General features: G+C 44.4%; 13 protein-coding genes. 7 read left to right on the forward strand and 6 right to left on the reverse strand.

The genetic code is table 11. From position 1 onward, the window contains the following. The first annotated feature begins 10 nt into the window (after window positions 1–10). From ACO08K_RS12955 to ACO08K_RS12970, 4 genes are all read left to right on the forward strand, one after another. On the forward strand, window positions 11–715 hold the full coding sequence (locus ACO08K_RS12955) for a methyltransferase (protein WP_421796823.1): 705 nt from the start codon (window positions 11–13) through the stop codon (window positions 713–715). Then, window positions 715–1,131 (forward strand): RrF2 family transcriptional regulator, encoded by a 417-nt coding sequence (locus tag ACO08K_RS12960; RefSeq protein WP_421796824.1) that lies wholly within the window; start codon window positions 715–717, stop codon window positions 1,129–1,131. The genes ACO08K_RS12955 and ACO08K_RS12960 overlap by 1 nt, the downstream gene beginning before the upstream one ends. Window positions 1,132–1,319: 188 nt before the next feature. After that, window positions 1,320–3,116 carry a family 10 glycosylhydrolase gene (locus tag ACO08K_RS12965; RefSeq protein ID WP_421796825.1) on the forward strand — a complete coding sequence of 599 codons (1,797 nt, stop codon included), beginning with the start codon at window positions 1,320–1,322 and terminating at the stop codon, window positions 3,114–3,116. Window positions 3,117–3,391: 275 nt separating this feature from the next. Then, window positions 3,392–4,627: a PQQ-dependent sugar dehydrogenase gene (locus ACO08K_RS12970; RefSeq protein WP_421796826.1), complete on the forward strand. Its 1,236-nt coding sequence runs from the start codon at window positions 3,392–3,394 to the stop codon at window positions 4,625–4,627. Between the two features lie 269 nt (window positions 4,628–4,896). On the opposite strand, the gene ACO08K_RS12975 is transcribed toward ACO08K_RS12970, so the two are convergent. The 3 genes from ACO08K_RS12975 to ACO08K_RS12985 form a co-directional block, all read right to left on the reverse strand. Further along, window positions 4,897–5,436 carry an SET domain-containing protein gene (locus ACO08K_RS12975; protein WP_421796827.1) on the reverse strand — a complete coding sequence of 180 codons (540 nt, stop codon included), beginning with the start codon at window positions 5,434–5,436 and terminating at the stop codon, window positions 4,897–4,899. 102 nt (window positions 5,437–5,538) lie between these two features. Then, window positions 5,539–7,983 (reverse strand): ABC transporter permease, encoded by a 2,445-nt coding sequence (locus tag ACO08K_RS12980; protein ID WP_421796828.1) that lies wholly within the window; start codon window positions 7,981–7,983, stop codon window positions 5,539–5,541. 18 nt (window positions 7,984–8,001) lie between these two features. After that, a complete protein-coding gene (locus ACO08K_RS12985) occupies window positions 8,002–10,464 on the reverse strand; it encodes an ABC transporter permease (protein WP_421796829.1) in 2,463 nt (820 codons plus the stop codon). Window positions 10,465–10,699: 235 nt separating this feature from the next. On the opposite strand from ACO08K_RS12985, the gene ACO08K_RS12990 reads away from it, so the two are divergent. Beyond that, window positions 10,700–11,587, forward strand: a complete 888-nt coding sequence (locus ACO08K_RS12990) for a patatin-like phospholipase family protein (protein WP_421796830.1) — start codon at window positions 10,700–10,702, stop codon at window positions 11,585–11,587. 216 nt (window positions 11,588–11,803) lie between these two features. On the opposite strand, the gene ACO08K_RS12995 is transcribed toward ACO08K_RS12990, so the two are convergent. Further along, window positions 11,804–14,827: a DUF4062 domain-containing protein gene (locus ACO08K_RS12995; protein ID WP_421796831.1), complete on the reverse strand. Its 3,024-nt coding sequence runs from the start codon at window positions 14,825–14,827 to the stop codon at window positions 11,804–11,806. Between the two features lie 241 nt (window positions 14,828–15,068). Here ACO08K_RS12995 and ACO08K_RS13000 point away from each other — a divergent pair, with 241 nt between their 5' ends. Beyond that, window positions 15,069–16,613 carry a toll/interleukin-1 receptor domain-containing protein gene (locus tag ACO08K_RS13000; RefSeq protein WP_421796832.1) on the forward strand — a complete coding sequence of 515 codons (1,545 nt, stop codon included), beginning with the start codon at window positions 15,069–15,071 and terminating at the stop codon, window positions 16,611–16,613. Window positions 16,614–16,707: 94 nt separating this feature from the next. Here the strand turns inward: ACO08K_RS13000 and ACO08K_RS13005 are convergent, their stop codons facing one another. Both ACO08K_RS13005 and ACO08K_RS13010 read right to left on the reverse strand, forming a co-directional pair. Then, complete coding sequence (locus ACO08K_RS13005) at window positions 16,708–19,728, reverse strand: DUF4062 domain-containing protein (protein ID WP_421796833.1); 3,021 nt, start codon at window positions 19,726–19,728, stop codon at window positions 16,708–16,710. A gap of 442 nt (window positions 19,729–20,170) precedes the next feature. Further along, window positions 20,171–23,197: a DUF4062 domain-containing protein gene (locus tag ACO08K_RS13010; protein WP_421796834.1), complete on the reverse strand. Its 3,027-nt coding sequence runs from the start codon at window positions 23,195–23,197 to the stop codon at window positions 20,171–20,173. A gap of 195 nt (window positions 23,198–23,392) precedes the next feature. Here ACO08K_RS13010 and ACO08K_RS13015 point away from each other — a divergent pair, with 195 nt between their 5' ends. Next, window positions 23,393–23,857, forward strand: a complete 465-nt coding sequence (locus ACO08K_RS13015; protein ID WP_421796835.1) for a GNAT family N-acetyltransferase — start codon at window positions 23,393–23,395, stop codon at window positions 23,855–23,857. Window positions 23,858–24,017 lie beyond the last annotated feature (160 nt).

Genomic DNA, 24,017 nt, shown 5'->3' on the forward strand with positions numbered 1-24,017 from the left:
TTTTAATGATATGAAAAAATACCCTGTCCTTTTTGCCATTGCCTTACTGTCTTTGTCCCTGGCCGGATGTTGGAGCTCCGGGCCAGACCCCACCAGAGAATACACTGAAGACCCTAACCAGATTGACTCTAATGGTCAACCAGGTATGAGCGATGACTATAGCAATACCAATCGGATGATTTGGCAAAAGCCAGAATTGGTGCTCGACCGTATGGGCGACATCAAAAACAAGGTAGTTGCGGACATTGGGGCAGGTACAGGCTTTTTTGCCTTCCGCCTAACGCCCATGGCCAAAAAAGTCATTGCCATCGACATTAATCAAAACCTGATCAACGTCATCGATAGTATCCGCACCGTTGAATTGTCAGATGCTGATCAAAACAAGTTGGAGACCCGTTTGGCTGACCCCGATGATCCACATTTGGGCGTTAATGAGGCTGACGTGGTGCTTCTGGTGAATACCTATCTATACCTGGCCAATCGGGTAGAATACCTCAAAAACCTGAAAAAGGGAATTGCTCCCGGAGGGAAAATCATCATTGTGGATGTAAAACGGCAACGTTTGCCGCAAGGTGAATTTTTACCCCCCCAAGCTATTCGTGTACCACAACACCTGGTAGAAGAAGAGCTGGAACAAGCCGGTTTTCAATTGCTCAGCAGCGACGACACTTCTCTGATTCACCAATATATGGTTGTTGCCCAAAAGAAATCGTAATGCTCTCACAGAAAGCTAAATATGCCATCAAAGCCTTGATTTATCTCGCCCAGCAGGAAAAGGGAGCTTTGATCAAAACTGCCGAAATTGCCTCCAAATCCAGTATCCCCAAGAAGTTCCTGGAATTGATTTTGATCGATCTCAAACGGGCCTCCCTGGTAAGTAGTAAACAAGGTATCGGTGGTGGATACTACCTATTAAAGGATGCACATGAGATCAACCTGGCCGACATCTATCGGCTTTTTGATGGTGCCATTGCACTTTTGCCCTGTGCTTCTCTGCGTTTTTATGAACCTTGCCAGGATTGCCCAGACGAAGCTACCTGTTTGATTCGCAGCAGCTTAATTCAGGTTCGGGATCAAACCCTGAGCGCCCTGGAAAAGACCACCATCAAAATGTTGACGAAGGAAAATTGAAATTTCAGGGCAATAAAAAAATGAATATTTCATTTTGTTAAAGGATTAGATAAATAAACGGTTCATTTTAAGCGTTTTAACTAATCCTTTGGCTCGAAAAAAATGAATATTTATTTTTGCCCCACACTATCGCGTTTATTTGCAAGCTTTACCCTAAATTCGAGGGTATATATTCAAATAAACACCAAATGATCATCCGTTGCGTCCTCCTCCCTATCTTTTTGTGTTTTGCCCTCTGGGGTTTGGCCCAGCCTGTGACTGCGCCCAAATACGAATTTCGCGGAGCCTGGATTTCAACCGTGATCAACCTGGATTGGCCTACCCGGGGCGCTTCTCCACAGCAACAACAAACCGAATTGCTGCGCATTTTTGACGACCTGAAAAAAGCGGGAGTCAATGCCGTTTTTTTCCAATTGCGCTCCGAAAGTGACGCATTTTACCAGTCTGCTCTCGAACCTTGGTCCTATTACCTCACGGGCAAACAGGGACAAAGCCCCAATCCATTCTGGGACCCACTCCAATTTTCAATCCAGGAGGCCCACAAACGTGGTATGGAATTGCACGCCTGGTTCAACCCCTTCCGGGTCATTCGCAGCACCAATTCTACTTACCCCAAAGACTCTCTGCATGTATCCATTCGCCACCCTGAGTGGATGATCAACATCAGAAACATCCTGCTGCTCGACCCCGGCATCCCAGCTGCCCGCCAATACATCATTGATGTGGCCACCGATATTGTCAAACGGTACGACGTGGATGGGCTGCATTACGATGATTATTTTTACCCCTACGAAGGCATTGGCAGTCAGGACACGGCCAGTTTTGCCAAATATGGCAACGGCATGACCCTCAACGCCTGGCGTGAAGACAACATCAATCGCTTTGTGCAAGAACTGGGCGCAGCCACCTATGCACTCAAACCCCTGGTCAAATATGGGGTCAGTCCCTTTGGCATTTGGCGTAGTGGAGTGCCACCGGGTATTTCCGGCCTTTCTGGCGCAGATGTTACTTATGGCAACGCAGTGGTTTGGTTGGAAAAACAATGGATCGACTACCTCGCGCCCCAATTGTACTGGAAGTTTGGGGGCAATCAGGACTTTGAAAAACTGGCCAATTGGTGGAAAACCCAAATGAATGGGCGGCACCTGTACCCTGGCATCGCTATTTACCGTGCAGATCCCAGTACCGCAGGCAGCGCTCCATTGTATAGCCCTTCCGAAATTCCCAACCAGATTTATTTTACCCGACAAAAAGAAATTCCCGGAGTGATCATGTTCCGGGCAGCCAACCTTTCCCGCCTCAATTCCCAGGGCCTGGCGGATTCCCTTTGCAACCGTATTTACAGCAATCCGGCCCTGACGCCAGTCATGCCCTGGAAACCACTGGACGCCCCTGGTGTGGCCAAAAATCTGCACCTGGTACCCGCCACCAATTCAATCAACCTGAGTTGGAGCGCTCCCGAAGCCAACGGGCGGCAAGCCAAGCCGCGGATGTACGCCATTTACCGGGTACAGGCGGCGAAGGAGCCTTTTTGGTTGCTGGCCATGCAGGAGCCTAAAAATTTATTGGCGGTCACAGGTAGCACTCAATACCAGGATCGTAGCATCATTGATGGGCAACAATATTGGTACGCCGTTTCAGCCGTAAGTGGCAATTCGATTGAAAGTTTGCCAGCTTCTTTTGCACCGATGAGTACCAAAACCCGGGCCGTACGTAGCGATTTTGGCATTCGGGAGGTTTTTCCCAATCCATTCAACCAGCAGTTGCACATTAGGTACTCGATTGGTGCTCCGGGCACTCTTTCGCTGCGGATTTACAATGCGCTAGGACAAGAAATGGTCACCCTTGTGAATGAAGAGCGGAAGACTGCGGGAGACTATGAAGCGGTGTGGATACCCGAGGTGAGTGCCAATACGGGGCTATACATCTGCGTACTGGAGGTGGATCGGCAAAAAATGGTGCACAAAGTGGTGAAGGCACCTTGATTTGAACAATTCCTTCGTTATCCATTCCGTATTTAAGTGCTTAGGAACAGAAATAAAATAAAGTGCCAATCTGGCTGACTCTTTTTTGCTTTTGTTGCGTTACTCCTCAGTTGCGTAGGCCCGCTATGCGCCTTCGTCCTGCCTTGCCAAATCAAAAAATAGTTGAGCCAACTTTGTCACTTTATTTCATTTCTGTTCCTTGAACGATCACAACAAACCATCTGGCTTCTATTTGGTTTCAACAAGTAGATAAGCTTCTTAAAATCAAGTCTTTTATGAAAACAACTGCATTATTCCTAGTGGCCTTAAGCAGCCTCGTATTTACTTCATGTGGGCAAACCCCTGCCGCAAAAGTAAATGATTCAGCGCCTACCTCTACTGCTACTCCGGTTGAGACCAATGCTCCGAATTCGGATTACAAACCCGCCTTCGCTGGTCAGACAAGAGTGGGTGGGGTAAAAACCAAAGCATCCTATGAATTCAAAGTTCTCTCAGAGGGATTGTCCGCTCCCTGGGGCATCACCAGCCTACCGGATGGCAGGCTGATCATCACTGAAAAAGCAAACGGCACCTTGCGCATCGCCAAACCCACTGGCGAACTGAGCGCGGCGATTACAGGTTTACCCGCTGTAAATTCCAGTGGGCAAGGTGGCTTGTTGGGCATTACCACGGACCCTGATTTTGCCCAAAATCGGATGTTGTACTGGGTGTTTTCGGAAAGTGTAGAGGGTGGAACCCATACTTCGGTAGCCAAGGGCAAACTTTCGGCGGATGAAAGCAAAGTTGAAAATGCTACGGTTATCTACCGCGCTACTCCTGCCCACAAGGGGAGTTTGCACTATGGTGGACGGATTCTGTTCGATAAAAATGGCAACCTTTTTGTCAGCACCGGCGAACGCTCCGATCTGGTGACCCGCCCACAGGCGCAGCAATTGAATTCTGGGCTGGGGAAAATTGTACGCATCACCAAAGATGGCAAGCCGGTGAAAGGCAACCCTTTTGAAGGTCAAGCAGATGCAAGACCTGAGCTGTATTCCTATGGCCACCGCAATGTACAAGGTCTGGCCTTAAATCCTGCCACTGGAGATCTGTTCTCCAACGAGTTTGGCCCCAGAGGCGGCGATGAAATCAACCATGTTCGAGCCGGGAAAAACTACGGCTGGCCTACCATTACCTATGGCATCGAGTACAGCGGTAAAAAAGTGGGCGATGCGATCCAGCAAAAAGAAGGCCTGGAACAACCCGTGTATTATTGGGACCCATCGGTATCACCAAGTGGCATGACTTTTTACAGCGGCAATCAGATTCCAGAATGGAAAAATAACTTGTTTGTAGGCTGCTTGAGCGGCATGCACATCGCACGTTTGGTCATCGAAAACAACAAGGTGGTGGGCGAAGAGCGCTTGCTGTCGGGGGAATACCAGCGTTTTCGGGATGTGACCCAAGGGAAAGATGGAGCGCTGTACGCGGTGACGGATCAGGGGCGGTTGTATCGGATTGGAGGGAAGTAAGTTGACCAACATGTGTCATCCCAAATTTTTCAGAAAACACAAAGCGACAATTTTTTAGCACAAAGGACCCAAAGGCAGCACAAAGGACACAAAGTTAGACGTCGACAAGGCTTTACATCCAAAATAAGAAAAAATCCAGGCATATTGCTTTGTCAAAATCGCGTCTTTGTGTCCTTTGTGCTGCCTTTGGGTTCTTTGTGCTCATTTTTTCTTTGTGGTACTTGTAAATTCGGGATGACATTTTGCCTTTTTGCTATTCCAATGCCCCTTCAATAAAACACCTTCCTCTGATCAATTTTCGCCTGCACATAAGCAGAAAAATACCCCTTATATTTCATTTGCAGCGTTTCCGTTTGCCAGTCCAAATCGGTAATAAGCCCACGGCAAGCCGAAGACTGGCAATTGCAGCGCATCGGCTCTTTATCGGCGCCAAACATGGCATAATCTATGGTCAATTCTTCGCCCCGATCAATATCCCTCATAGCGACAAAAATAACTTGCCCAAGTATGCCCACGTTTGGTTCACAGGAATGATTTAAAAACATCATCACGCTTTCAACTTCCGCTGTGGTAAAGGGCGCTAGCACAAATTCATCCGAAATTGGATAGCCCCAATAACCAACAGGTTTCTCCATTTGGGCCTCCATTTGGCGCGTAATGATGTGGCCTCCTCGTACGGAAACAATTTCACCTTTACTGATTCGTTCCTTGGCAAATAAGCCCCGACCCTCAGTTTTGCTCGTTTTTATTTCTGTTTTGAGAGAGCGAAAGGAGGCAGCAATTCCTGTGCGGTCATCGATATGGTTCATTTTATTTTATTGGAATGTGTTCAAAAAAATATGCCAAAATTAAGTTCTTAGACTTAACCCTGGCATGCTTTTTTGAGTTCCCGAATCCCTATTGCGAAAAATTTACTCGCTCCGCAACGACTTCACCGGATTCATCAACGCCGCCTTTACACTTTGAAAACTGATCGTCAAAAAGGCGATCACCACTGCCAACAGGCCCGCCAGTACAAACATCCACCACTGCAACTGAATGCGGTAGGCGAAATCCGCCAGCCAACGATCCATCAGGTACCAGGATACCGGAGTAGCCAACACAATGGCGATCAATACCAGCTTTAAAAAGTCTTTGGCCAGCAAATTGGTGATGCTCACCACCGAGGCTCCCAGCACCTTGCGGACCCCAATTTCTTTGGTGCGCTGATAGGTCATGTATGTCGACAAACCCAAAAGGCCAATGCAGGCGATAAACACGGCCAGGAAAGCAAAAATGCCAAAGATGAGTTGAGTGCGTTTTTCATTGGCGTACAAATCATTCAGATTGTCATCGAGTGAACTGTAGTGAAATGGTTGATCTGGCGCAAAAGTGCTCCAGTATTTTTGAGCCTCCTGGATGAAAGATTGGTTGTGGGCCATTTGAACCCTTGCCGCAAGCAAGGTATTGTTCCCCTGAAACACCCGATTGTGTTGGAGAAAGAGCGGAGCGATGGGTTCATGCAGGCTTTGATAATGAAAATCACTCACCACTCCAATCACTGTAAAGGCCACATCCCCTTGATTGGGATCAAAAAAGCTGCCAGGTTGGATCAAACGTTTGCCCACCGAATTCGGGCCAAATCCCAGGTCTTTCGCGGCGCGCTCATTGATGATGACGGAAAGCGAATCGTTGAATTGTTTGGAGAATGTCCGCCCCGCCAAGAGTTCCAACTTCATGGTTTGCACATAATCATCGTCTACAATGGCGGCGCGGCCGGTGACGGATTCATTGTCTTCCGGTTTTTTAAAGGTGGTGCCAAACCAGGCTTCTCCGCCAGGCATTTCACTGGTGCCACCTACGGCTTCCACACCAGGAATTTTGAGCAATTGTTGTTTAAAGGCATCCGTTTTTTCCCGCAAGGCAAAAGCGTTGTGCAACACAAAAATTTGCTCTTTCTGGAAGCCTAATTTTTTATTGGAGATGAATCCCATTTGAGAAAACACCACCAGCGTACTGATGATCATGGCAATGGAAGCAGCAAACTGAAAGACCACCAATCCGTTGCGCAACCAGGCACCGCTTTTTTTGGAAGAAAATTTTCCTTTCAGTACCTCAATCGGGCGAAAACCAGACAACACACTGGCCGGGTACAGGCCCGCCAATAAACCGAGCACCACCGCAAAGCCCAGCAAGCCTGGCACAGTCGACCAGTCCAAATAGGCCCACAGTGAAAACTGTTTGTCGGCCAATCGATTGAAGGCAGGCAAAGCCAAAAAGACCAGCAGCACCGCAATCGCTACCGAAGCTGCGCTAACCAATAAGGCTTCGATCAAAAATTGGGCAGTCAACAAACTCCGCTCACTACCCAGGGCTTTGCGAATGCCTACTTCCCGAGCTCGTTCTGCGCTGCGTGCCGTGGCCAGGTTCATAAAATTGACTCCGGCAATGAGCAGGATAAACAGGGCTATCCAGGTAAAAATGCGCACGGTATTGGCATCGCCATTGGGTTGGAGTTCGCCCTCCAGGTGGCTGTGCAAGTGGATATCGGGCAAGGCGGTAAGGTAATAGTGGTAACCATTGCCAGCGGCCTTGTACTGTGCCCAGGTTACCCCAAAATTGCGCTGGATTTCCCCTACCGCATATTTTTCAACAACGGCTGGAAATTTGGCATCCAGGGCTTTGGCATCCGATCCTTCCCGCAGCAAAAAGTAGGTATTTGCCGCAAAGCCAATGTGGTTTTGCTCCGCTAAAAATTGATTGCCTTTGCTAGAAACCAGGAGATCGAACTTGAAATGGACATTTTCAGGCAAATCTGCACACACTGCCGCCACGCTCAATTGTTGGGGTTCCGGCCCGCCCAGCAATTGCAAATTTTCACCGACTACCCTGGTTTTGCCGAAGTACCTCCGGGCTGTCGACTCGGTCAAAACGATGCTGTTCGCGTCGCGCAAACATTTATCCGCATCGCCCTGCAAAAGTTCAATTTGGAATACCTTGAAAAAAGTGGAGTCCACAAAAAGGACATTTTCTTCTTCAAAAACCTTGTCGCCCCGCTTGAGTAAGGTGGCCCCGCCGTTGGTGCTTATGCGTACCGCCTCCTCTACCTCCGGCCACTCGTGCTTTACCGATTGGGCATAACTGGGTGGCACAATGGCATACCCCGTGCTCCGATCCGGGTAAATGCGTTCCAACGACATGCGGTAAATCCGCTCTGCATTGGGCCATTGCCGATCGTAGTTGCTTTCGGCAGCTACATAAATCAAAATCAACAAACAACAGGCTACTCCAAGTGCCAGTCCCAGGATGTTGATCAGGCTGTAACCCTTGTGCTTCAGCAGGCTGCGGATGGCAACGGTTAGGTAGTTTTTGAACATGATGCTAGGTTTAATGGCTCATTCACTTCTCAAAGACTTCACCGGATTGGCTAAAGCTGCTTTGATACTCTGAAAACTGATCGTCAAAAAAGCAATCCCCACTGCCAGCGCCCCCGCCAGCACAAACATCCACCACTGGATCTCAATCCGGTAAGCAAAATCCTGCAACCACTGCTTCATCAAATACCAGGCTAAGGGGGATGCCACCACGATGGCGATCAACACCAGCTTGATAAAATCCTTGGCCAACAAGGCGGTAATACCTGACACCGAAGCCCCCAGCACCTTGCGAATGCCAATTTCCTTGACTCTTTGCTGCGTGGTAAAGGCTGCCAATCCAAACAAACCCAAACAAGCCACCAAAATGGCCAGCAGTGCAAACACCGTAAACAAACGCCCCTGACTCAGCTCCGCAGCATACAGGCGATTGTAGCTCGCATCGAGGAAATTGTAATTAAAGGGCAGATCAGGAGCTACTTTTTTCCAGGCGCTTTCCAGTCCCGCCAGGCTTTGGGGCAAGTTGTCCCCGTCCAATTTGACCGAAATGGACGAGTAACCTCCTCCAAAATCCGGGAAAAAGATCAAGGGCAGGATGTTTTCGTGCAGGCTTTCAAAATGGAAGTCCTTCATCACCCCAATGACTTCGCCGGGGCGATTGTTATAAGTGATCTGTTGACCTACTGCCTCCTTGGGGTTTTTCCAACCCAGGTTGATCGCAGCCGTTTCGTTCAACAGGTATGCTTGGGTACTATCACTGGGATGTTCGCGGGTAAATGTACGCCCTGCCAATAGGGGTATACCCAAGGTGGAAACAAAATCAAAATCCACGGTAACAAATTGTAAGCCCTTGCCCACGGGTTCCTTGGAACTGCCAACCCGCGCCTGTCCATAGCTATTGAGCAAACGTTCAGTTGGGATTTGTGAACTACGTCCAGCGTTGATTACTCCCGGCTGCCGCAAAAACTCTTCGCGCATGGCCGGGAATTTTTCTTCCAGGCGCGTAAACATGGGCAGGGTCACTACATAATCGCGGTCGTAACCCAGTTCCTTATTTTGAATGAAACGCAATTGTTTGAACACCACAAGTGTGGCAATGATCAAACCCGCCGACATGGCAAATTGCCCCACTACCAAACTTTTGCGCAGCAAATTAGCCACCTTGGCCCCTCCTGTGTTGGCCAATTTCGCCATTCGGTTGCCTTTGAGCACTTCAACTGGGCGGAAGGCTGAAAGGAAAAAAGCTGGATACAATCCTGCCAAAACCCCTATTAAGACTGGAAAGCCTGCCAATAGCAGCAAATCCTGCCAATGCCAGATTCCATTCAAGGTGTAATTTTTGCCTGACATGAGGCTCAATAATTTCAGCCCACCCAGGTTGGTCAACACCAGCCCAATAAAAGTAGCAATGGCCGCCAAGAACACTGATTCGCCCAAAAACTGCCGAATGATCAGCCCACGATTGGCACCCGATGCTTTACGTACGCCAATTTCTCGTGCCCGCGTGGCAGCCTTGGCCGTCGAAAGGTTCATGTAATTCGCCCCCGCAATGCCCAAAATAAAGAGCGCAATCAAGGCAAACATCCACACCCGGCTGCGGCTGCCATTTTCTTCCAGTTCACTGGCAGTATGGCTGTCGAGATGGATGTCGGTGAGGGCTTGCAGGTGCAATTGAGTTTCTTGATGGGGTTTGAATTTGGGCTTGGGGCTATCTGCAAAAGCGGCTAGGTGTTTATCCAAAAATGCATCGAAGCAACTACTTATCGTTTCAGGTTCAACATTGGGACTCAGGAGGAGATAGGTATAAAAGGCATTGTTAAACCAGTTGGTCTGTAAGCGTTCTTTCCCGTACATGCGCTCGTCGTTCAGCGAACTGAAGGAAAACAAAAAACGAGGATGCATATGCGAATTGGCGGGCAAAGACTCATAAACTCCAGTTACCCGAAAAGGTATTTTGTTAGAAAAAAGTAAAATTTCCTGATTTTGATAATTGCCCTGCGGAAAGTATTTTTTGGCCATTTCCTCCGAGAGCATCACACTGAAAGGCTCACGTAGTGCTGTTTTGGGGTTACCTTCTTTGACTTTTATATCAAAAATGTCAAACACGTTCTCTTCGGTGAAAAAAAGGTCATTTTCCAAAAACACCAGATCTTCCCTTTGCATGGCCACGTTGTCGTATTCCAAAAAGCGGATAGTCTGCTCAATGCCTGATATTTCTGCTTTCAATAAAGGCGCAAACGGCGGAGCTACTGCCCCTAGTTCTACCGTTTCACTAAGGCCTTCTGGATCAATAAAGGAACGGCTCACCCGATAAATGCGTTCCGATTTGCTGTGGAAACGATCGTAATTCGCCTCCTGGCGCACGTACACAAAGATGGTCAGACAGGCAGCCAGGCCTATGCTCAAGCCAAAGAGGTTGATGGCACTGAATAGTTTGTCTTTGGCGAGATTGCGCAGGGCAATTTTGAGGTAATTCTTCCACATTGTTGGTCCTTTTAGCGTTTCAATCATTGGTGCTTCAATTTTCATACCAATCAACTAACCAATTAACAGTCAAATTTTTACAAGCACAAAAAAGTCAAATAATCGTTCGAAACTGAACAACATTGTCCGAATCCGAAAATAAACCAGCGTCAAAATAATTGTGATTACCCTTCAAAACCTATTTAAAAAATAAACTACCTTTAATCATCTTAAAACACCAATCCTCCCATAAACAATGAGCACCTACACCAACCTCGTATTCCAAGGCGGTGGCGTAAAAGGTATAGCCTACGCCGGAGCCTTACAAGTACTTGAATCCAGAGGCATATTGGCCCAAATTGAAAGAGTAGCTGGCACCTCTGCTGGTGCCATTACTGCTTGTCTGGTCAGTTTGAGATACGACTCAACCTACATTACCCAAACGATAAAAAACCTGAATTTTAAAAGCTTTGAAGACAAAGAGTGGATTTGGAAAAAATTCTGGTATTATGGCTTCCACCCTGGCGATGTTTTCCTCAACTGGCTTGAAAAACAAATTGCCGCTGCGCCGCAGGGTTTGAGCGCCAATGCCACCTTCGCCGACTTTGAAGCGAAAGGTTGCCGGGATTTACACGTTTTTGCCTCCGACATTTACACCCATCAAGTGCGGGAATTTTCCGTAGAAAAAACGCCCAATGTAGTAGTGGCCGAAGCTGTACGCGCCTCCATGTCGATCCCCCTCTTTTTCAACGCCTGGCAGTTCCGAAACAACAATCCCGACGACCATTTGTACGTGGATGGAGGCATGGTGCTGAATTATCCGATCAATACCTTTGACGATGGGGATGAACCTAATTTTGCCACCCTTGGTTTTCGGCTGTCAGATTTGGAACAGCGTAAAAAGCTAGACAAATTTGGTTATGGCCGCTGGCTGAGGTACGTCAAAAACACCTTTGAAACCCTGCTCGAATCCCAAGTCATTGATTATGAGCGCGACCCTGAACAACGCCGCCGCAGCGTGACCCTCGACGATTTTGGCATCCTGGCCACCGATTTTAACCTGAGTGAAAAAATGAAGAATGAATTGATCAATTCAGGCATCGAATACACAGAAAAATTTCTGGGGCCTATAACCAATGCCTGATAAATAAAACTTGAATCATGAATCATCCCGAATTTTCAAAATAATTCTAAGCTTTATGTTTTTCTGAAAAATTCGGGATGGCTCATGTTTCCTAGCTGATGATTTTATTCGTCCATATGCCTGGGGGATCGTAAGTTTTGTGCTATTCACTCCGTAAAGCCTTTACCGGATTGGCCTCCAATTTTAGTGCGTTTGCCCTGACCAACTACCCTACTACTACTCCCCTTTCTTTTCCTCCTCTTCCTTCTCCTTCCTAAGCCTCTCCAGTGCCTCCTCGATTTCCTGCTCAATAGGCAATTTTTGCACTTTTTTGGGATCATAAGGCACCAGTACGGGCGGTTCCAGCCCCATCTCCAGCATTAAATTTTTAGTTCTATCCAAATAAAAACGATCCACATAGGGCTCACCCTCACCCCAATACTTTTGGTAAGCCAAAACAGCATGTTTGGCTGCTTCCTTCTGATCCCCGATGGCAAACCACAACTCGGCTAATTCCAGGTGGGCAGGATTTTGGACCCGGGCCAGCTCATTTGCTTTATTCGTGTGATCAGTTAATTTACCAATTTTGAATTTCGCCAGGGCCAAGAGGGTTTCAGCATTGGCATCGATATGGCCAACGGCACGCGCCATCCGTACGGCTTCTTCAAGGCTGTTTGTAGCATCAGCCCACTTGTCTTGATCCATATTCCAACTTCCTCGCAGCCATAACAAATCGCGAATAGATCGTCGGTTTTTTCCTTTTAGGGATAATGTTTCAGCTTCGATCAGGTTTTTTTCTGTTAATTTACCTTGCCTATACAAATGAAAACAGTAGGTGGCTTCGGCATTACCTGGTCGATATCGGCCCCTTATCCAAGACATTTCTAAATAGTCCTTTAACTTTTCCCATATAATTTCAGCATCAGTATATTTTCCAATCCGTAAACGATGGCTAAAATAAAAAAGGTGGGAAACAAATAGGTCCTCTTTAGAATCCATTAATTTTGATAATTTAAAAGCATATTGGATAAATCGTTCTTCATTTCCAAATTTATTCAATCCTCTAAAACTGTTGCTAATTGCTGTCAAAGAAATCCTAACTCCTGGCCAATTTTTTTTATTTAACTTATATTTAATGTTTGCAATATGCATAGCCAAGGCTTCATTGAATTGACCTAAATTTCCTAGGATAATACCTACCTCATTGATTAAATAGTAGGCATCTCTTTCCTCAATCAAATTTGGCAGCTCTGACCAAGATTGAGGAAAAAAAGGTTTTATTACTGCTAGAATTTCATGATATGCCTCTACATTAAATAAAAGGGACCAGGCTAATTCACCCCTATATAAATTAGCCGCCTGTTGAAACTCCCCCATTTTAAGCAAGGTCCTTACTACATGCAGGGCATCTTGCAGCTCCTCCAGGGTTTCCGCTTCAGCATATGGGCTATGTGCTTTTTGAGAAAAATGATCCACTACTTTTTGGCCGTATTGTTTGCGTTCCTTGGTCTGTAGCCCCCCGGAAACAACTCCCCGCACTACTGGATGCAGGTTGTAATGGCGATTTTGGGTATCGTATTGCAAAAAACCCCGGATTTCCAGGTCCTTTACGGTTTGTGACAATTGGGCAGTAGCCTTAGCTTGATCTTCAGAATCCTCACCTTTATCAGGATTTAAATGCGGATTAAAAGCACATAAAGTCGGATAATCGATGGCATCCGACAAAAGGGAAAGGGTAGAAAGCAATTGGCGGCAAGCGGGGTCGAGGTTGGCCAGGGCGGTATGCAGGATGTGGTTGCGTTTTTGGACGAGGTCCAATTCCGCAAGATTGAGTTTCCCGCCACCTTGGGGATCGGCCACCCAGGTATTAAAATTGCCTCGATCGGGAAAATAGTCGATGATCAATCCGGCCAGGATGCCAATCACCAAAGGATGGCAGGCACAGTGTAGGGAAAGGTAATGCTGGATATCCTGCGCGTCGCCCCTGATTCCGCAGGATCGGAAGAGTGCTTCGGCGTCGGCTGGTCGCAGCCCGGTGAGGGAAATACGCTGGACCCCCACAATGGGCTGGCTGGCAGGGTTCATCAATACTTTGGGGATGAGCCGGGAGCTGATCAGGATTTTGGAAGGCTGGGCAGAAGCCAGGGCGTGGATCAGTTCATCGTCTTCTGGCCGGATGGCCGAACGAGGATCCCGCTGGATGATTTTATCACTCGGGGTATTGACTTCTTCGTCGGGAATTTCGGCGGCGTCGATCCGGTGATAGGCCACCAGTACACGTTCGAGGCCATCCAGGATGAACAACCAGGGCCGGCTGCGCAGGTGCTGGAGCAGCAAATCGCTCAGTTCCAGAGTTTTTTTCTTGGCAAAATCTTGGAAGGGGCTACCGGTGATATAGGCCAGCGCATGCCGGCAAAAATCGGCCATTTGGGCCCCTTTTTCATAAAAAGAATACCAGAACATGCCAGCCCAATCGCCCCGGGTTTTTGCAGCGTACTGCGTGGTCCATTCCCAGGTCAGCATACTTTTTCCGCTCCCCCCAATCGCTTCAAACAAAAGCACTGGATAGGGATCGGAGGCATTGGCCCAATCGTCGAGCCGATCAAGTTCCGCCCGGCGACCCACAAACTGGTGGGAACCGATGTAAGGCGGCTGGGCATATAAAGCGGGTGCTTTGATCGGGAAATCGGGATCGCTAAGCTTCTGGGGCTTTTGGACGATTGCTTCCTCTTGATTTTGTGCTTCCAGCTCCCGACGGAGTTGGGCAATCCAATGAATGGCTTCTCTTAAAAAATGTTCAAAATTTTCGAACTCCAGGTAAATGCGGCTTTTTTTTGCCAGGGTTTTGAAGGCCTCCAGTTTTACCATTTTTTCTGGATCTGTTTCCACCTCGGTTTTTTTTACGGGGTGATCATCGTGCATGATGAAAATCAAAGTGGGTAAACCCAGGCTTTGGGCCTTTTCAAATTCCAGCCTGGTAATGGAATAATCATGGGGGTTGTCGGTAGCCGATGTAGGGATTTGACCATAACGGTGGCTGATTAATCCAATGTAAGCGCTGCTTTTTTCAACCATTTTAAAAGAAGAACTGATCACATCGTCGTCTGTGCGGGGTATATGTGTTTCCATCCCAATGGGAAGCAAATCTTCTTTTTCTAAAGCCCTAATTAAAACCGCTCTATGCTGCTCTAAATCTCTGAAAGTGCTGGACATCATTACCCCAGGGAATGATTTTCGGGAGTCATTTTTTACTATCGCCATTTTATTAACAAGGTTTCAGATCAAGACGAAATATTATGATAAAGTAATTTTTATAAAAGTAAGAAAAAATTAAAACCTTGTTAAACATTAACGGGTAATTCTAAGGTGAACTAAGGTCTGTCGATCTAAAAAATTAGCCCCTTAAAACCACGGTATCATCATACAGAGTAATTTGGAAAGGAAACGCTCACCAACTTTTGATAAAAATGGATAATTTTGCTTTTAAAAAATTGTTTCAAAAATGAATTCATCGAAATTTATTTTTATTAGCTTTAAAACGCAAGATAGGGAATATGCTTTTAGATTAAAAGAAGCTCTAAATGTATCCGGTTACAAGGTATGGTGGCAAGAAGAAATTCAATCTGGGCAAGAATGGCATGGTGAGATTGATAAAGCAGTTCAAGAAACGGGTGCAATGGTTGTTTTATGGTCAAACAAATCAATGGCCTCAATTTGGGTAAAGCATGAAGCATCCCAGGGAATAGCTAGGAATGTATATACTCCGGTAAGAATTGAAATGATGGAAATTGAAAACCCATTTAATCGGGTACAAGCTGTTGATTTATTTAATTGGGCGGGTGATTTAAATTCTCCTGGTTTTAAAAACCTACTAAAAAGATTGAATGAATTAATGCCCCCTCCAATTCCTTTCTGGAATAAGGTAATAATGTTTGTCTGGAAACAGCGAGCAGCTATATTGTTGGCAATATTTGCTTTAACCTTGCTTCTACTGCTTTTTAGGCAAAGAAAAGTTTTGGATCAACAACTTGAAACTCAAAAGAAGGTTTATAATGATGTACAAATGCAACGAAATGATTTGCAACTACAAGCGTCCACTTTGGAAACTCAATTAAGTAAATTGGATAAATTGATTGATAATGGAAATCAATTTCAAAATAAAGCTTTCAAAAATGATTCTTTAATGCAGGTTTCCTTAGAGCGTAACCTGGAAAAACTTGGAATAATTAGTGGAGATTTAAATGATGCTTCTGCAAGTTTAAACAATCTTGAAAAACCTCGAGTACCCTTGGCATTTACCTTCTATTTTAATTATAAATGCAGTGGGCCGCTTTTTTCTAACTCGTTTTATGAATCATATAGAGCGGAGGCTAACGATTCAAAAATTGAATTAGAAAATAACCCCATATTGACAACAGATTATAGTTCAAAGCCTAAATTTGAAAGCGATTGGATTAAAATAGAAGAATATCAAAGATTTGAGTTCCAATTTCTAAATTCTTATTACACAAGAATATCCTTTTATAAATCCCCGTATTGCTATGAATTGCCCTCAGCAGGTTTGATAAAAGGAGCATTCCAACAAAGAAAGATAATTCAAAATTTATTTATTAGCCCCTTTGATAGTTTAATTCGAAGGCAAATTAGGTATGAGTTTTTAGAAGATAGTGATCTTGTTAATCCAATATTTACGTTGGACGACTTTGGAATCAGAGAAATCAACTTTGAAGGAAAAAATTACTCTCCAGTCTCTTTCACTGAGATTTCCTCTTTAAAAGAGCTAACTGGAAGTAAAATAGATATATTTTTTGCTCTTCCTCTACTTGATAAAGTTTATGAAATTTCAAGTTACTATGACCCCCCAAAAGATACATTGAAAATCAAATTAAACACTATAGAAATTTTACCGTATTTTCTGATTGAATATGGTGAAAACTTTAAGTTCAAAAAACAACTTAAAATTGAGAAGAGCTCTTTAGTAACAAGAGTAAGGAACCGCACTAATACTTTTCAAATTGAGATAAATATAAAAAAAGAAACATTTTAGTGTAAAAAACTATATATATTTAAAGTTGCCAATTAGTCGACCCTGACAAAGTCAGTGACTAATCCCACAGTGCAGGTGTTCTTCAATCTTTCATTCAAGAACCTTTTTTTGTTAACATTCCTTTTATTTTGTATTTTATCTTTAAAAATAAGCTTATCTCGTAATTAAAAAAGGAATTATAGTCATTCAAATATTTTGTATGTATCTCATTCCATTCATAGGGATATTTTTCGTACTGAATTTCAGCAATATCGAGGGCAGCTTTGTAATAATAAAGCGACTTTTCTTTATCCGTTGACCGATAGGACAAAGCTATAGTTGACAAAGCATAAGCATATTTTTGACTCCATTGATCCGGGGCTTTACTATACAGTTTACTGGTGAATTCCTCTAGTAGATTAAACAAGCCAATTGCCTCTTTATCGTTCTTAGTTTGGTGATTATACCAGGCAACAGCTTTTAAGCATTTTATATAAACATTAGTGTATTTTCGTGGATCTTGTGCGTATAAATGCTCCGCCACATTGTAAGCGACATTAGCCATCATTAAGGCATAATCATATCCGCCTGATCTTGCGTATACTTCTACTAACTGTTCAAGAACAATAAGATAAAGATCACTCCATTCCCCTTGCTCATTTGAATGAAAAAGAACTTCTGTTGTATATCCTGCACTCAATAGACATGCGAGCTTAAATTTTCTTTCTTCATGGTTATACGATTTAAATTGCTTACTTAAGTCAAGCATATGGTAAATATAATTAAATTTTATCCATTCATTATCAAAAATATTTTTTGCGACAAATATTGAATACTCTTCTAAGTTCGAGTCATAAAATACATAGTAATTAGTGATTAGTTGGATGTAAATGTCTCTACACCGGTAATTATAACTGTATTGCTTGATTAAAACCTCTTGAGTTGCCAATATAATATTTTCATGTTCTTGTTTTTGATTGCTACTGGAAATAATTACTTCTTCAAACTCTCGATGAAAAAAATACAACAATTCTTCTCCTTGTTGCTGCCTTTTACTTAGAAATGCTTTTATATCGCCCAATAGTCTCGTCCATATTACTAATGGTATATTTTTATCTATATTTTCATGCCATGTTTCTGGGGCCACATGTTGCACAAATTTTTTATCCGTAGATAGTAATTCAAGAATTTCACTCTCGCTCAAACCATCCTGTGAAGCATATATGTACCCAAATACTTTTTGCACCAATTTTTTATCATGATGATATAACGTGTTTAGATTTTCTATATAATTCCTGACCATTCCTTGCTGGGTATCGGCTAAATGACAAATGCCACCACCCTCAATGTTGCTTTGCCCGTCCAATGAATCATAACTTTTCCAACTCTTCATTTCCTGAGCGGCTACGTAAACATAAAATGGAGTAGGAGAATTTTGAACCTGTTTGAGAAAATATTCTTCTTGATGCTTTTGAATTGTTCGATCTTCTTGATTCAGTAGTAGGTACAGAAGATTTATCGGTTCTTTGTACTCCCCAATAAAAGCTATATTCTTTGTCTTAAATAGTAAATTATTGAGATGGCTACTATCATCGTTTTTCTTATGCAAACTTAAATGTAGAAGCTTAACTTGAGCCTTGAAATTTAAATCGTCCTCGCTCCAATTAGATATACTTTCGTCTTCATTGGATAATACTGAAATAATCATCTTTAGATTGGCAGGAAGTTTTTCGGGCAACCATGAGAACTGGTCATCATTGCTTAATCGGTCTACAGCATCAATAAAAATCACCATCCTATCTTCAATGGCCATGAATCTATCGGCTATTCTTTCGCTGAATTCCTCCAAGGTTTCCCTTTCGTAAAAATATTCAGGTATGTGTTCAGGGTTATCATATCTATATGCTTCAGGCAAACCATCCCTTCTTACATCAATACCTATTTCTTGGAAAATAGAGCTGAGAAGTTTTTTCGTGTAGATAGAATCTGGTGTTGCTCCAATAAACCTGAAAATTACTTTCCTTTCTTTATGAATTGAATTTTCGATAGCTTTCGCCATTATTGAAGATTTGCCTATCCCTGATTTTCCATAAATTACCAACGGCTGCGGCTGAATATCATTTATATAATCTTCAATCTTTTTTAAGACAGAATCTTGGCCAATGAAATTTTTTCTTTTTTGTTGCGCAAAGTATGTTTGTGCTTCCAATTCTAATTGCAACTGTGAAGATTTTTCCTTTTTTTCTTTTTGTTGTTGCTCGTCAATTTTAGCTTTTAAGAATTGAAATGTCCTATCAATAAAATCTGAGAGATAAAATTCATCCAGTGTATCGTTGTCAATCTGTACCGTCTTACATTGCATCATGTTTTCTCCAAGCAGTTCGGCTTTTACAGCGCTTTTGAAGCGCTGAGCTCGGTCATAATCGTCAGCGATAAACCTGTTTGAACATTTGCTTGATATTTCTATATCTCTAAAAAGTCCGAAAATACTTTTTGAGTCATTAATCAATAATTCTGGCGTTTTTTCGAGTAACTTTTCCTGGTGCTTTGTCAGTTCAAAATAAGGAAATATACCTTCGATCACTTCAGCTTCGGTAGCTGAGGTAAAATACTTTCGTTTTTTTTCATCACTTATATTAGCAGTTTTAGCTGCTTTCTGAAAAATCAGCCGCAAGTGTTGCTCAATGTGATTCCAGGTTTCATAAGCGACGAATTCTTCAGTTCTTTCTTTCAATACATAGGAAGAAGGCAACTGATTCAGGTCTTCTTCATACCAGCTTAATAAATCGTTTCCCTCTTCCCGGCTCAACAAACTTAGCAATATTTCAAACTCATCTTTTTCAATCGCATAAGGAAGAGGTATCCATCCATATCTATCTCCTATCATGATTAAAAAATTTGGATATGGATATGACTTACATGAACGCACCTCATTCAAGCATAACTCTAAAGTTTTTTGTTTGAATTGTGCCTCATTGCTGATGCCCCACCTAAGGTCTATAGGCTGAAATGTGTAGCCTAAATTAATGCAATATTGTTTTATACGTGGAAAAACATTTGTTTGGAGAATTTCTCTTTCTTTACGAAAGTCATCAAAAGTGGATGATACGAATAACCGAATTATTTTAGATTCCATTTTGTTTTTTCAACTTATTTTACTTCTATTTACTGAGAACATCTCTCATCACAACTCATCACTCCTTTATCCAGGGCCTTACGGTCATAGCTTGCACGGGTACAACAGCAAGGGGCTTAAAGCTACAAGAAAAAAGTAAATTATAACACTTACGTATACTGTAATTCTATTTCATCTTCAAAAAAACCTGGCACTAAAAACCCCTTCACATGATCAGGAACCACTAGTTTTTGCCCTTCGATCAACACCCGAAACCGCATAGCTCCCAGGTGTTTTTTATACTATTGAAAAAGGTCTATAGCGTAAGTGATTTGTTCAGGCCTTCTGCTAAATGTGCTGCTCTTAGGGGTAGCCATTCCCCGTAGGTTGGAGGCATTCTTTTAAAGTCTAACTCCGGCACCTTTGTGGTCAATTACCCATCAAGGCCGACCAACTACCCCGACTACTCCTCCCCTTTCTTTTCCTTCTCTTCCTTCTCCTTCCTAAGCCTCTCCAGCGCCTTTACAATTTCCTTCTCGATGGGCAATTTTTGCACTTTTTTAGGGTCATAAGGCACCAGTACCGGCGGTTCCAGTCCCATCTCCAGCATTAATTTTTTGCTTCTATCCAAAAAATACCGATCCACATAGGGCTCACCCTCACCCCAATACTTTTGGTAAGCCAAAACAGCATGTTTGGCCGCTTCCTCCTGATCCCCGATGGCATACCACAACTCGGCCAATTCCAGGAGGGCAGGATTTTGGACCCGGGCCAGCTCATTTGCTTTATTCGTGTGATCAGTTAATTTACTCATCTTGAATTTCGCCAGGGCCAAGAGGGTTTCAGCACTGGCATCGATATGGCCAACGGCACGCGCCATTCGCACAGCTTCTTCAAGGCTGTTTGTAGCATCGGCCCACATTTCTTGATCCATATTCCACCTTCCTCGGAGCACCAACAAATTGCGAATAGTTCGGCGGTTTTTTCCTGTTAGGGATAATGTTTCGGCATTGATCAGGTTCTTTTCTGTTAATTTCCCTTGTCTTAACAGATGAAAGCAGTAACCAAATTCGGCATCGCCTAGTCGATATAGGGCTCTTGACCAGGACATTTCTAAATAGTCCTTTAACTTTTCCCATACAATTTCAGCATTGGCATATTTGCCAATCTGCGAAAGATGCTCAAAATGAAATCGGAGTGATAAAAATAGACCATCTTTAGAATCAATTAATTTTGACAATTCAAGGGCATATTGAATAAACCGTTCTGCAATTCCTAATTTACCTAAATTGAGAAAATTCACATAAGTTGAAACCAAAGAAATTCTAAGGCCAGGCCAATTATTTCTAATTAGTTCATGCTTTATTCTTGTAATATTTATAGCCAAGGCTTCATTGTGTTGGCCTAAATTTCTAATGGCCATACCAGCCTCATTCATTAAATAGGAGGCATCATCTTCCCTAATCCTATTTGGCAGTTCTGACCAGGATTGAGGGAAAAAAGGTTTTAAAACAGCTAGAATTTCATGATATGCCTCTACATTAAGTAAAAGAGATCTAGATAATTCACTACTATATGAATCAACCGCTTTTTGAAACTCCCCCATTTTAAGCAAAGTCCTTACTACATGCAAGGAATCTTGCAGCTCTTCCAGGGTTTCGACTTCCTCATATGGATTATGTGCTTTTTGAGAAAAATGGTCCACTACTTTTTGGCCGTATTGTTTACGTTCCTTGGTCTGCAGGCCCCCTGAAACAACTCCCCGTACCACCGGATGCAGGTTGTAGTGGCGATTTTGGGTATCGTATTGCAAAAAGCCCCGGATTTCCAGGTCCTTTACACTTTGTGACAATTGGGCAGTCGCTTTAGCTTGATCTTCATGATCCTCAGCTGCATCAGGATTTAAATGCGGATTAAAGGCACAAAGGGTCGGATAATCGATGCCATCCGACAAAAGAGAAAGAGTCGCAAGCAATTGACGGCAAGCAGGGTCGAGGTTGGCCAGGGCGGTATGCAGGATGTGGTTGCGTTTTTGGACGAGGTCCAATTCGGCAAGATTGAGTTTCCCGCCACCCTGGGGATCGGCCACCCAGGCATTAAAATTACCCCGATCGGGGAAATAATCGATGATCAATCCCGCCAGGATACCAATCACCAAGGGGTGACAGGCACAGTGGAGGGAAAGGTAATCCTGGATGTCCTGCGCGTCACCACTGATCCCGCAGGACCGGAAGAGTGCCTCGGCGTCGGCGGGCCGCAGGCCGGTCAGGGAAATGCGCTGCACCCCCACAATGGGCTGGCTGGCATGGTTCATCAATACTTTGGGGATGAGCCGGGAGCTGATCAGTATTTTGGAAGGCTGGGCAGAAGCCAGGGCGTGGATCAGTTCATCGTCTTCTGGCCGGATGGCCGAACGAGGATCCCGTTGGATGATTTTATCACTCGGGGTATTGACTTCTTCGTCGGGGATTTCGGCGGCGTCGATCCGATGATAGGCTACCAGTACACGTTCGAGGCCATCCAGAATGAACAACCAGGGTCTGCTGCGCAGGTGCTGGAGCAGCAAATCGCTCAGTTCCAGGGTTTTTTTCTTGGCAAAATTTTTGACGGGACTACCCGTGATGTAGGCCAGCGCATGTCGGCAAAAATCTGCCATTTGCGCCCCTTTTTCATAAAAGGAATACCAGAACATGCCTGCCCAATCGCCCCGGGTTTTTGCAGCATACTGCGTGGTCCATTCCCAGGTCAGCATACTTTTTCCACTCCCCCCAATCGCTTCAAACAAAAGCACCGGATAGGGATCGGAGGCATTGGCCCAATCGTCGAGTCGATCAAGTTCCGCCCGGCGGCCCACAAACTGGTGGGACCCAATGTAAGGCGGCTGGGCATATAAAGCAGGTGCTTTGATGGGGGAATCGGGATCGGTAAACTTCTGGGGCTTCTGAACGAGTGCTTCCTCTTGATTTTGTGCTTCCAGCTCCCGGCGAAGTTGGGCAATCCGATGAATGGCTTCTCTTGAAAAATGTTCAAAACTTTCGAACTCCAGGTAAATGCGGCTTTCTTTTGCCAGGGTTTTGAAGGCCTCCAGTTTTACTAGATTTTCCGGATCCGTTTCTACGTCTGCCCTCTTTACAGGATGATCATCGTGCATGATGAAAATCAAAGTGGGCAAGCCCAGGCTTTGGGCCTTTTCAAACTCCAGCCTGGTAATGGAATAATTATGGGGATTATGGGCCGCCGATACAGGGATTTGACCATAACGATGGCTGATTAATCCAATATAGGCGCTGCTTTTTTCAACCATGTTCAGCGAGGAACTGATCACGTCATCATCCGTGCGGGGTATTTGTGTTTCCATGCCAATGGGAAACAAATCTTCTTTTTGTAAGGCATCAATTAAAACCGCTCTATGCTGCTCTAAATCTCTGAAAGTGCTGGACATCATTACCCCAGGGAACGATTTTCGGGAACCATTTTTTACTGTCGCCATTCTATTAACAAGGTTTCAGATCAAGACAATATATTATAGTAAAGTAATTTCTATAAAAGTAAGAAAAAAATTAAACCAAGTTAAGCATAAGTAACTCAGAAAAATTAATCGGCTGGAGAGATGTTCAGAATCGAGCAAAGGTGTTCGGATGTAGCAGGATTTGTATGTTTGTGCGGATTTTAAAAATGAACAATCATGCAGCCCAATATCAGCATCCGCTTTGCAACACTTTCCGACCTACCCTTCATCCAGGGGCTACTCCCCAGCTATGCAGAGTTTGGCCTGCCGCCCTGGCGGGATGCCGAGGTGATGGTCAAAACCGATTCCGAAGTATTCGTTAATGCCCTACAAAATGGGGCGACCATTTTTATTGCCGAAGACCAGACGCAAACCCCACTTGGTTTTATCCATCTGCACCCCGGCAGTGATCATTATTTCAAAGGCAAACAATGCCACATTTCTGACCTGATTGTGGCTTCTGCGGGGAGAGGCCAGGGCGTAGGCAAAGTGCTGATGGCCAAAGCTGAGGCATGGGCCATCAGCGAGGGTTATGAAAGGTTGACGTTGAATGTTTTTGCCGGGAATGAGCGGGCGCGGAAACTATATGAAGAACTGGGCTTTGGGGCGGATGTGGTGAAGTATGTGAAGGAGATTGAATAGGCTGAAATAATTTGAAAATCAAGGATTTGCGCACAAATTCAGAACCCCACCCCGAAGGTTTTAGACCTTCGGGGTGGTAAAGCAGCGAAATAGCGCGTTGCTCAACCGCCCCGAAAGTCTAAAACTTTCGGGGCGGGGTTTCAGATTGTACATATACCTT

The organism is Haliscomenobacter sp. (genome assembly GCF_965225875.1).
In the GTDB taxonomy this organism is placed as follows: domain Bacteria; phylum Bacteroidota; class Bacteroidia; order Chitinophagales; family Saprospiraceae; genus Haliscomenobacter.

Excerpts from the sequence above, each read along its gene's own strand:
- ACO08K_RS12955 (WP_421796823.1), top strand. The coding sequence starts at position 11 with ATGAAAAAATACCCTGTCCTTTTTGCCATTGCCTTACTGTCTTTGTCC.
- ACO08K_RS12960 (WP_421796824.1), top strand. The coding sequence starts at position 715 with ATGCTCTCACAGAAAGCTAAATATGCCATCAAAGCCTTGATTTATCTC.
- ACO08K_RS12965 (WP_421796825.1), top strand. The coding sequence starts at position 1,320 with ATGATCATCCGTTGCGTCCTCCTCCCTATCTTTTTGTGTTTTGCCCTC.
- ACO08K_RS12970 (WP_421796826.1), top strand. The coding sequence starts at position 3,392 with ATGAAAACAACTGCATTATTCCTAGTGGCCTTAAGCAGCCTCGTATTT.
- ACO08K_RS12975 (WP_421796827.1), bottom strand. The coding sequence starts at position 5,436 with ATGAACCATATCGATGACCGCACAGGAATTGCTGCCTCCTTTCGCTCT.
- ACO08K_RS12980 (WP_421796828.1), bottom strand. The coding sequence starts at position 7,983 with ATGTTCAAAAACTACCTAACCGTTGCCATCCGCAGCCTGCTGAAGCAC.
- ACO08K_RS12985 (WP_421796829.1), bottom strand. The coding sequence starts at position 10,464 with ATGTGGAAGAATTACCTCAAAATTGCCCTGCGCAATCTCGCCAAAGAC.
- ACO08K_RS12990 (WP_421796830.1), top strand. The coding sequence starts at position 10,700 with ATGAGCACCTACACCAACCTCGTATTCCAAGGCGGTGGCGTAAAAGGT.
- ACO08K_RS12995 (WP_421796831.1), bottom strand. The coding sequence starts at position 14,827 with ATGGCGATAGTAAAAAATGACTCCCGAAAATCATTCCCTGGGGTAATG.
- ACO08K_RS13000 (WP_421796832.1), top strand. The coding sequence starts at position 15,069 with ATGAATTCATCGAAATTTATTTTTATTAGCTTTAAAACGCAAGATAGG.
- ACO08K_RS13005 (WP_421796833.1), bottom strand. The coding sequence starts at position 19,728 with ATGGAATCTAAAATAATTCGGTTATTCGTATCATCCACTTTTGATGAC.
- ACO08K_RS13010 (WP_421796834.1), bottom strand. The coding sequence starts at position 23,197 with ATGGCGACAGTAAAAAATGGTTCCCGAAAATCGTTCCCTGGGGTAATG.
- ACO08K_RS13015 (WP_421796835.1), top strand. The coding sequence starts at position 23,393 with ATGCAGCCCAATATCAGCATCCGCTTTGCAACACTTTCCGACCTACCC.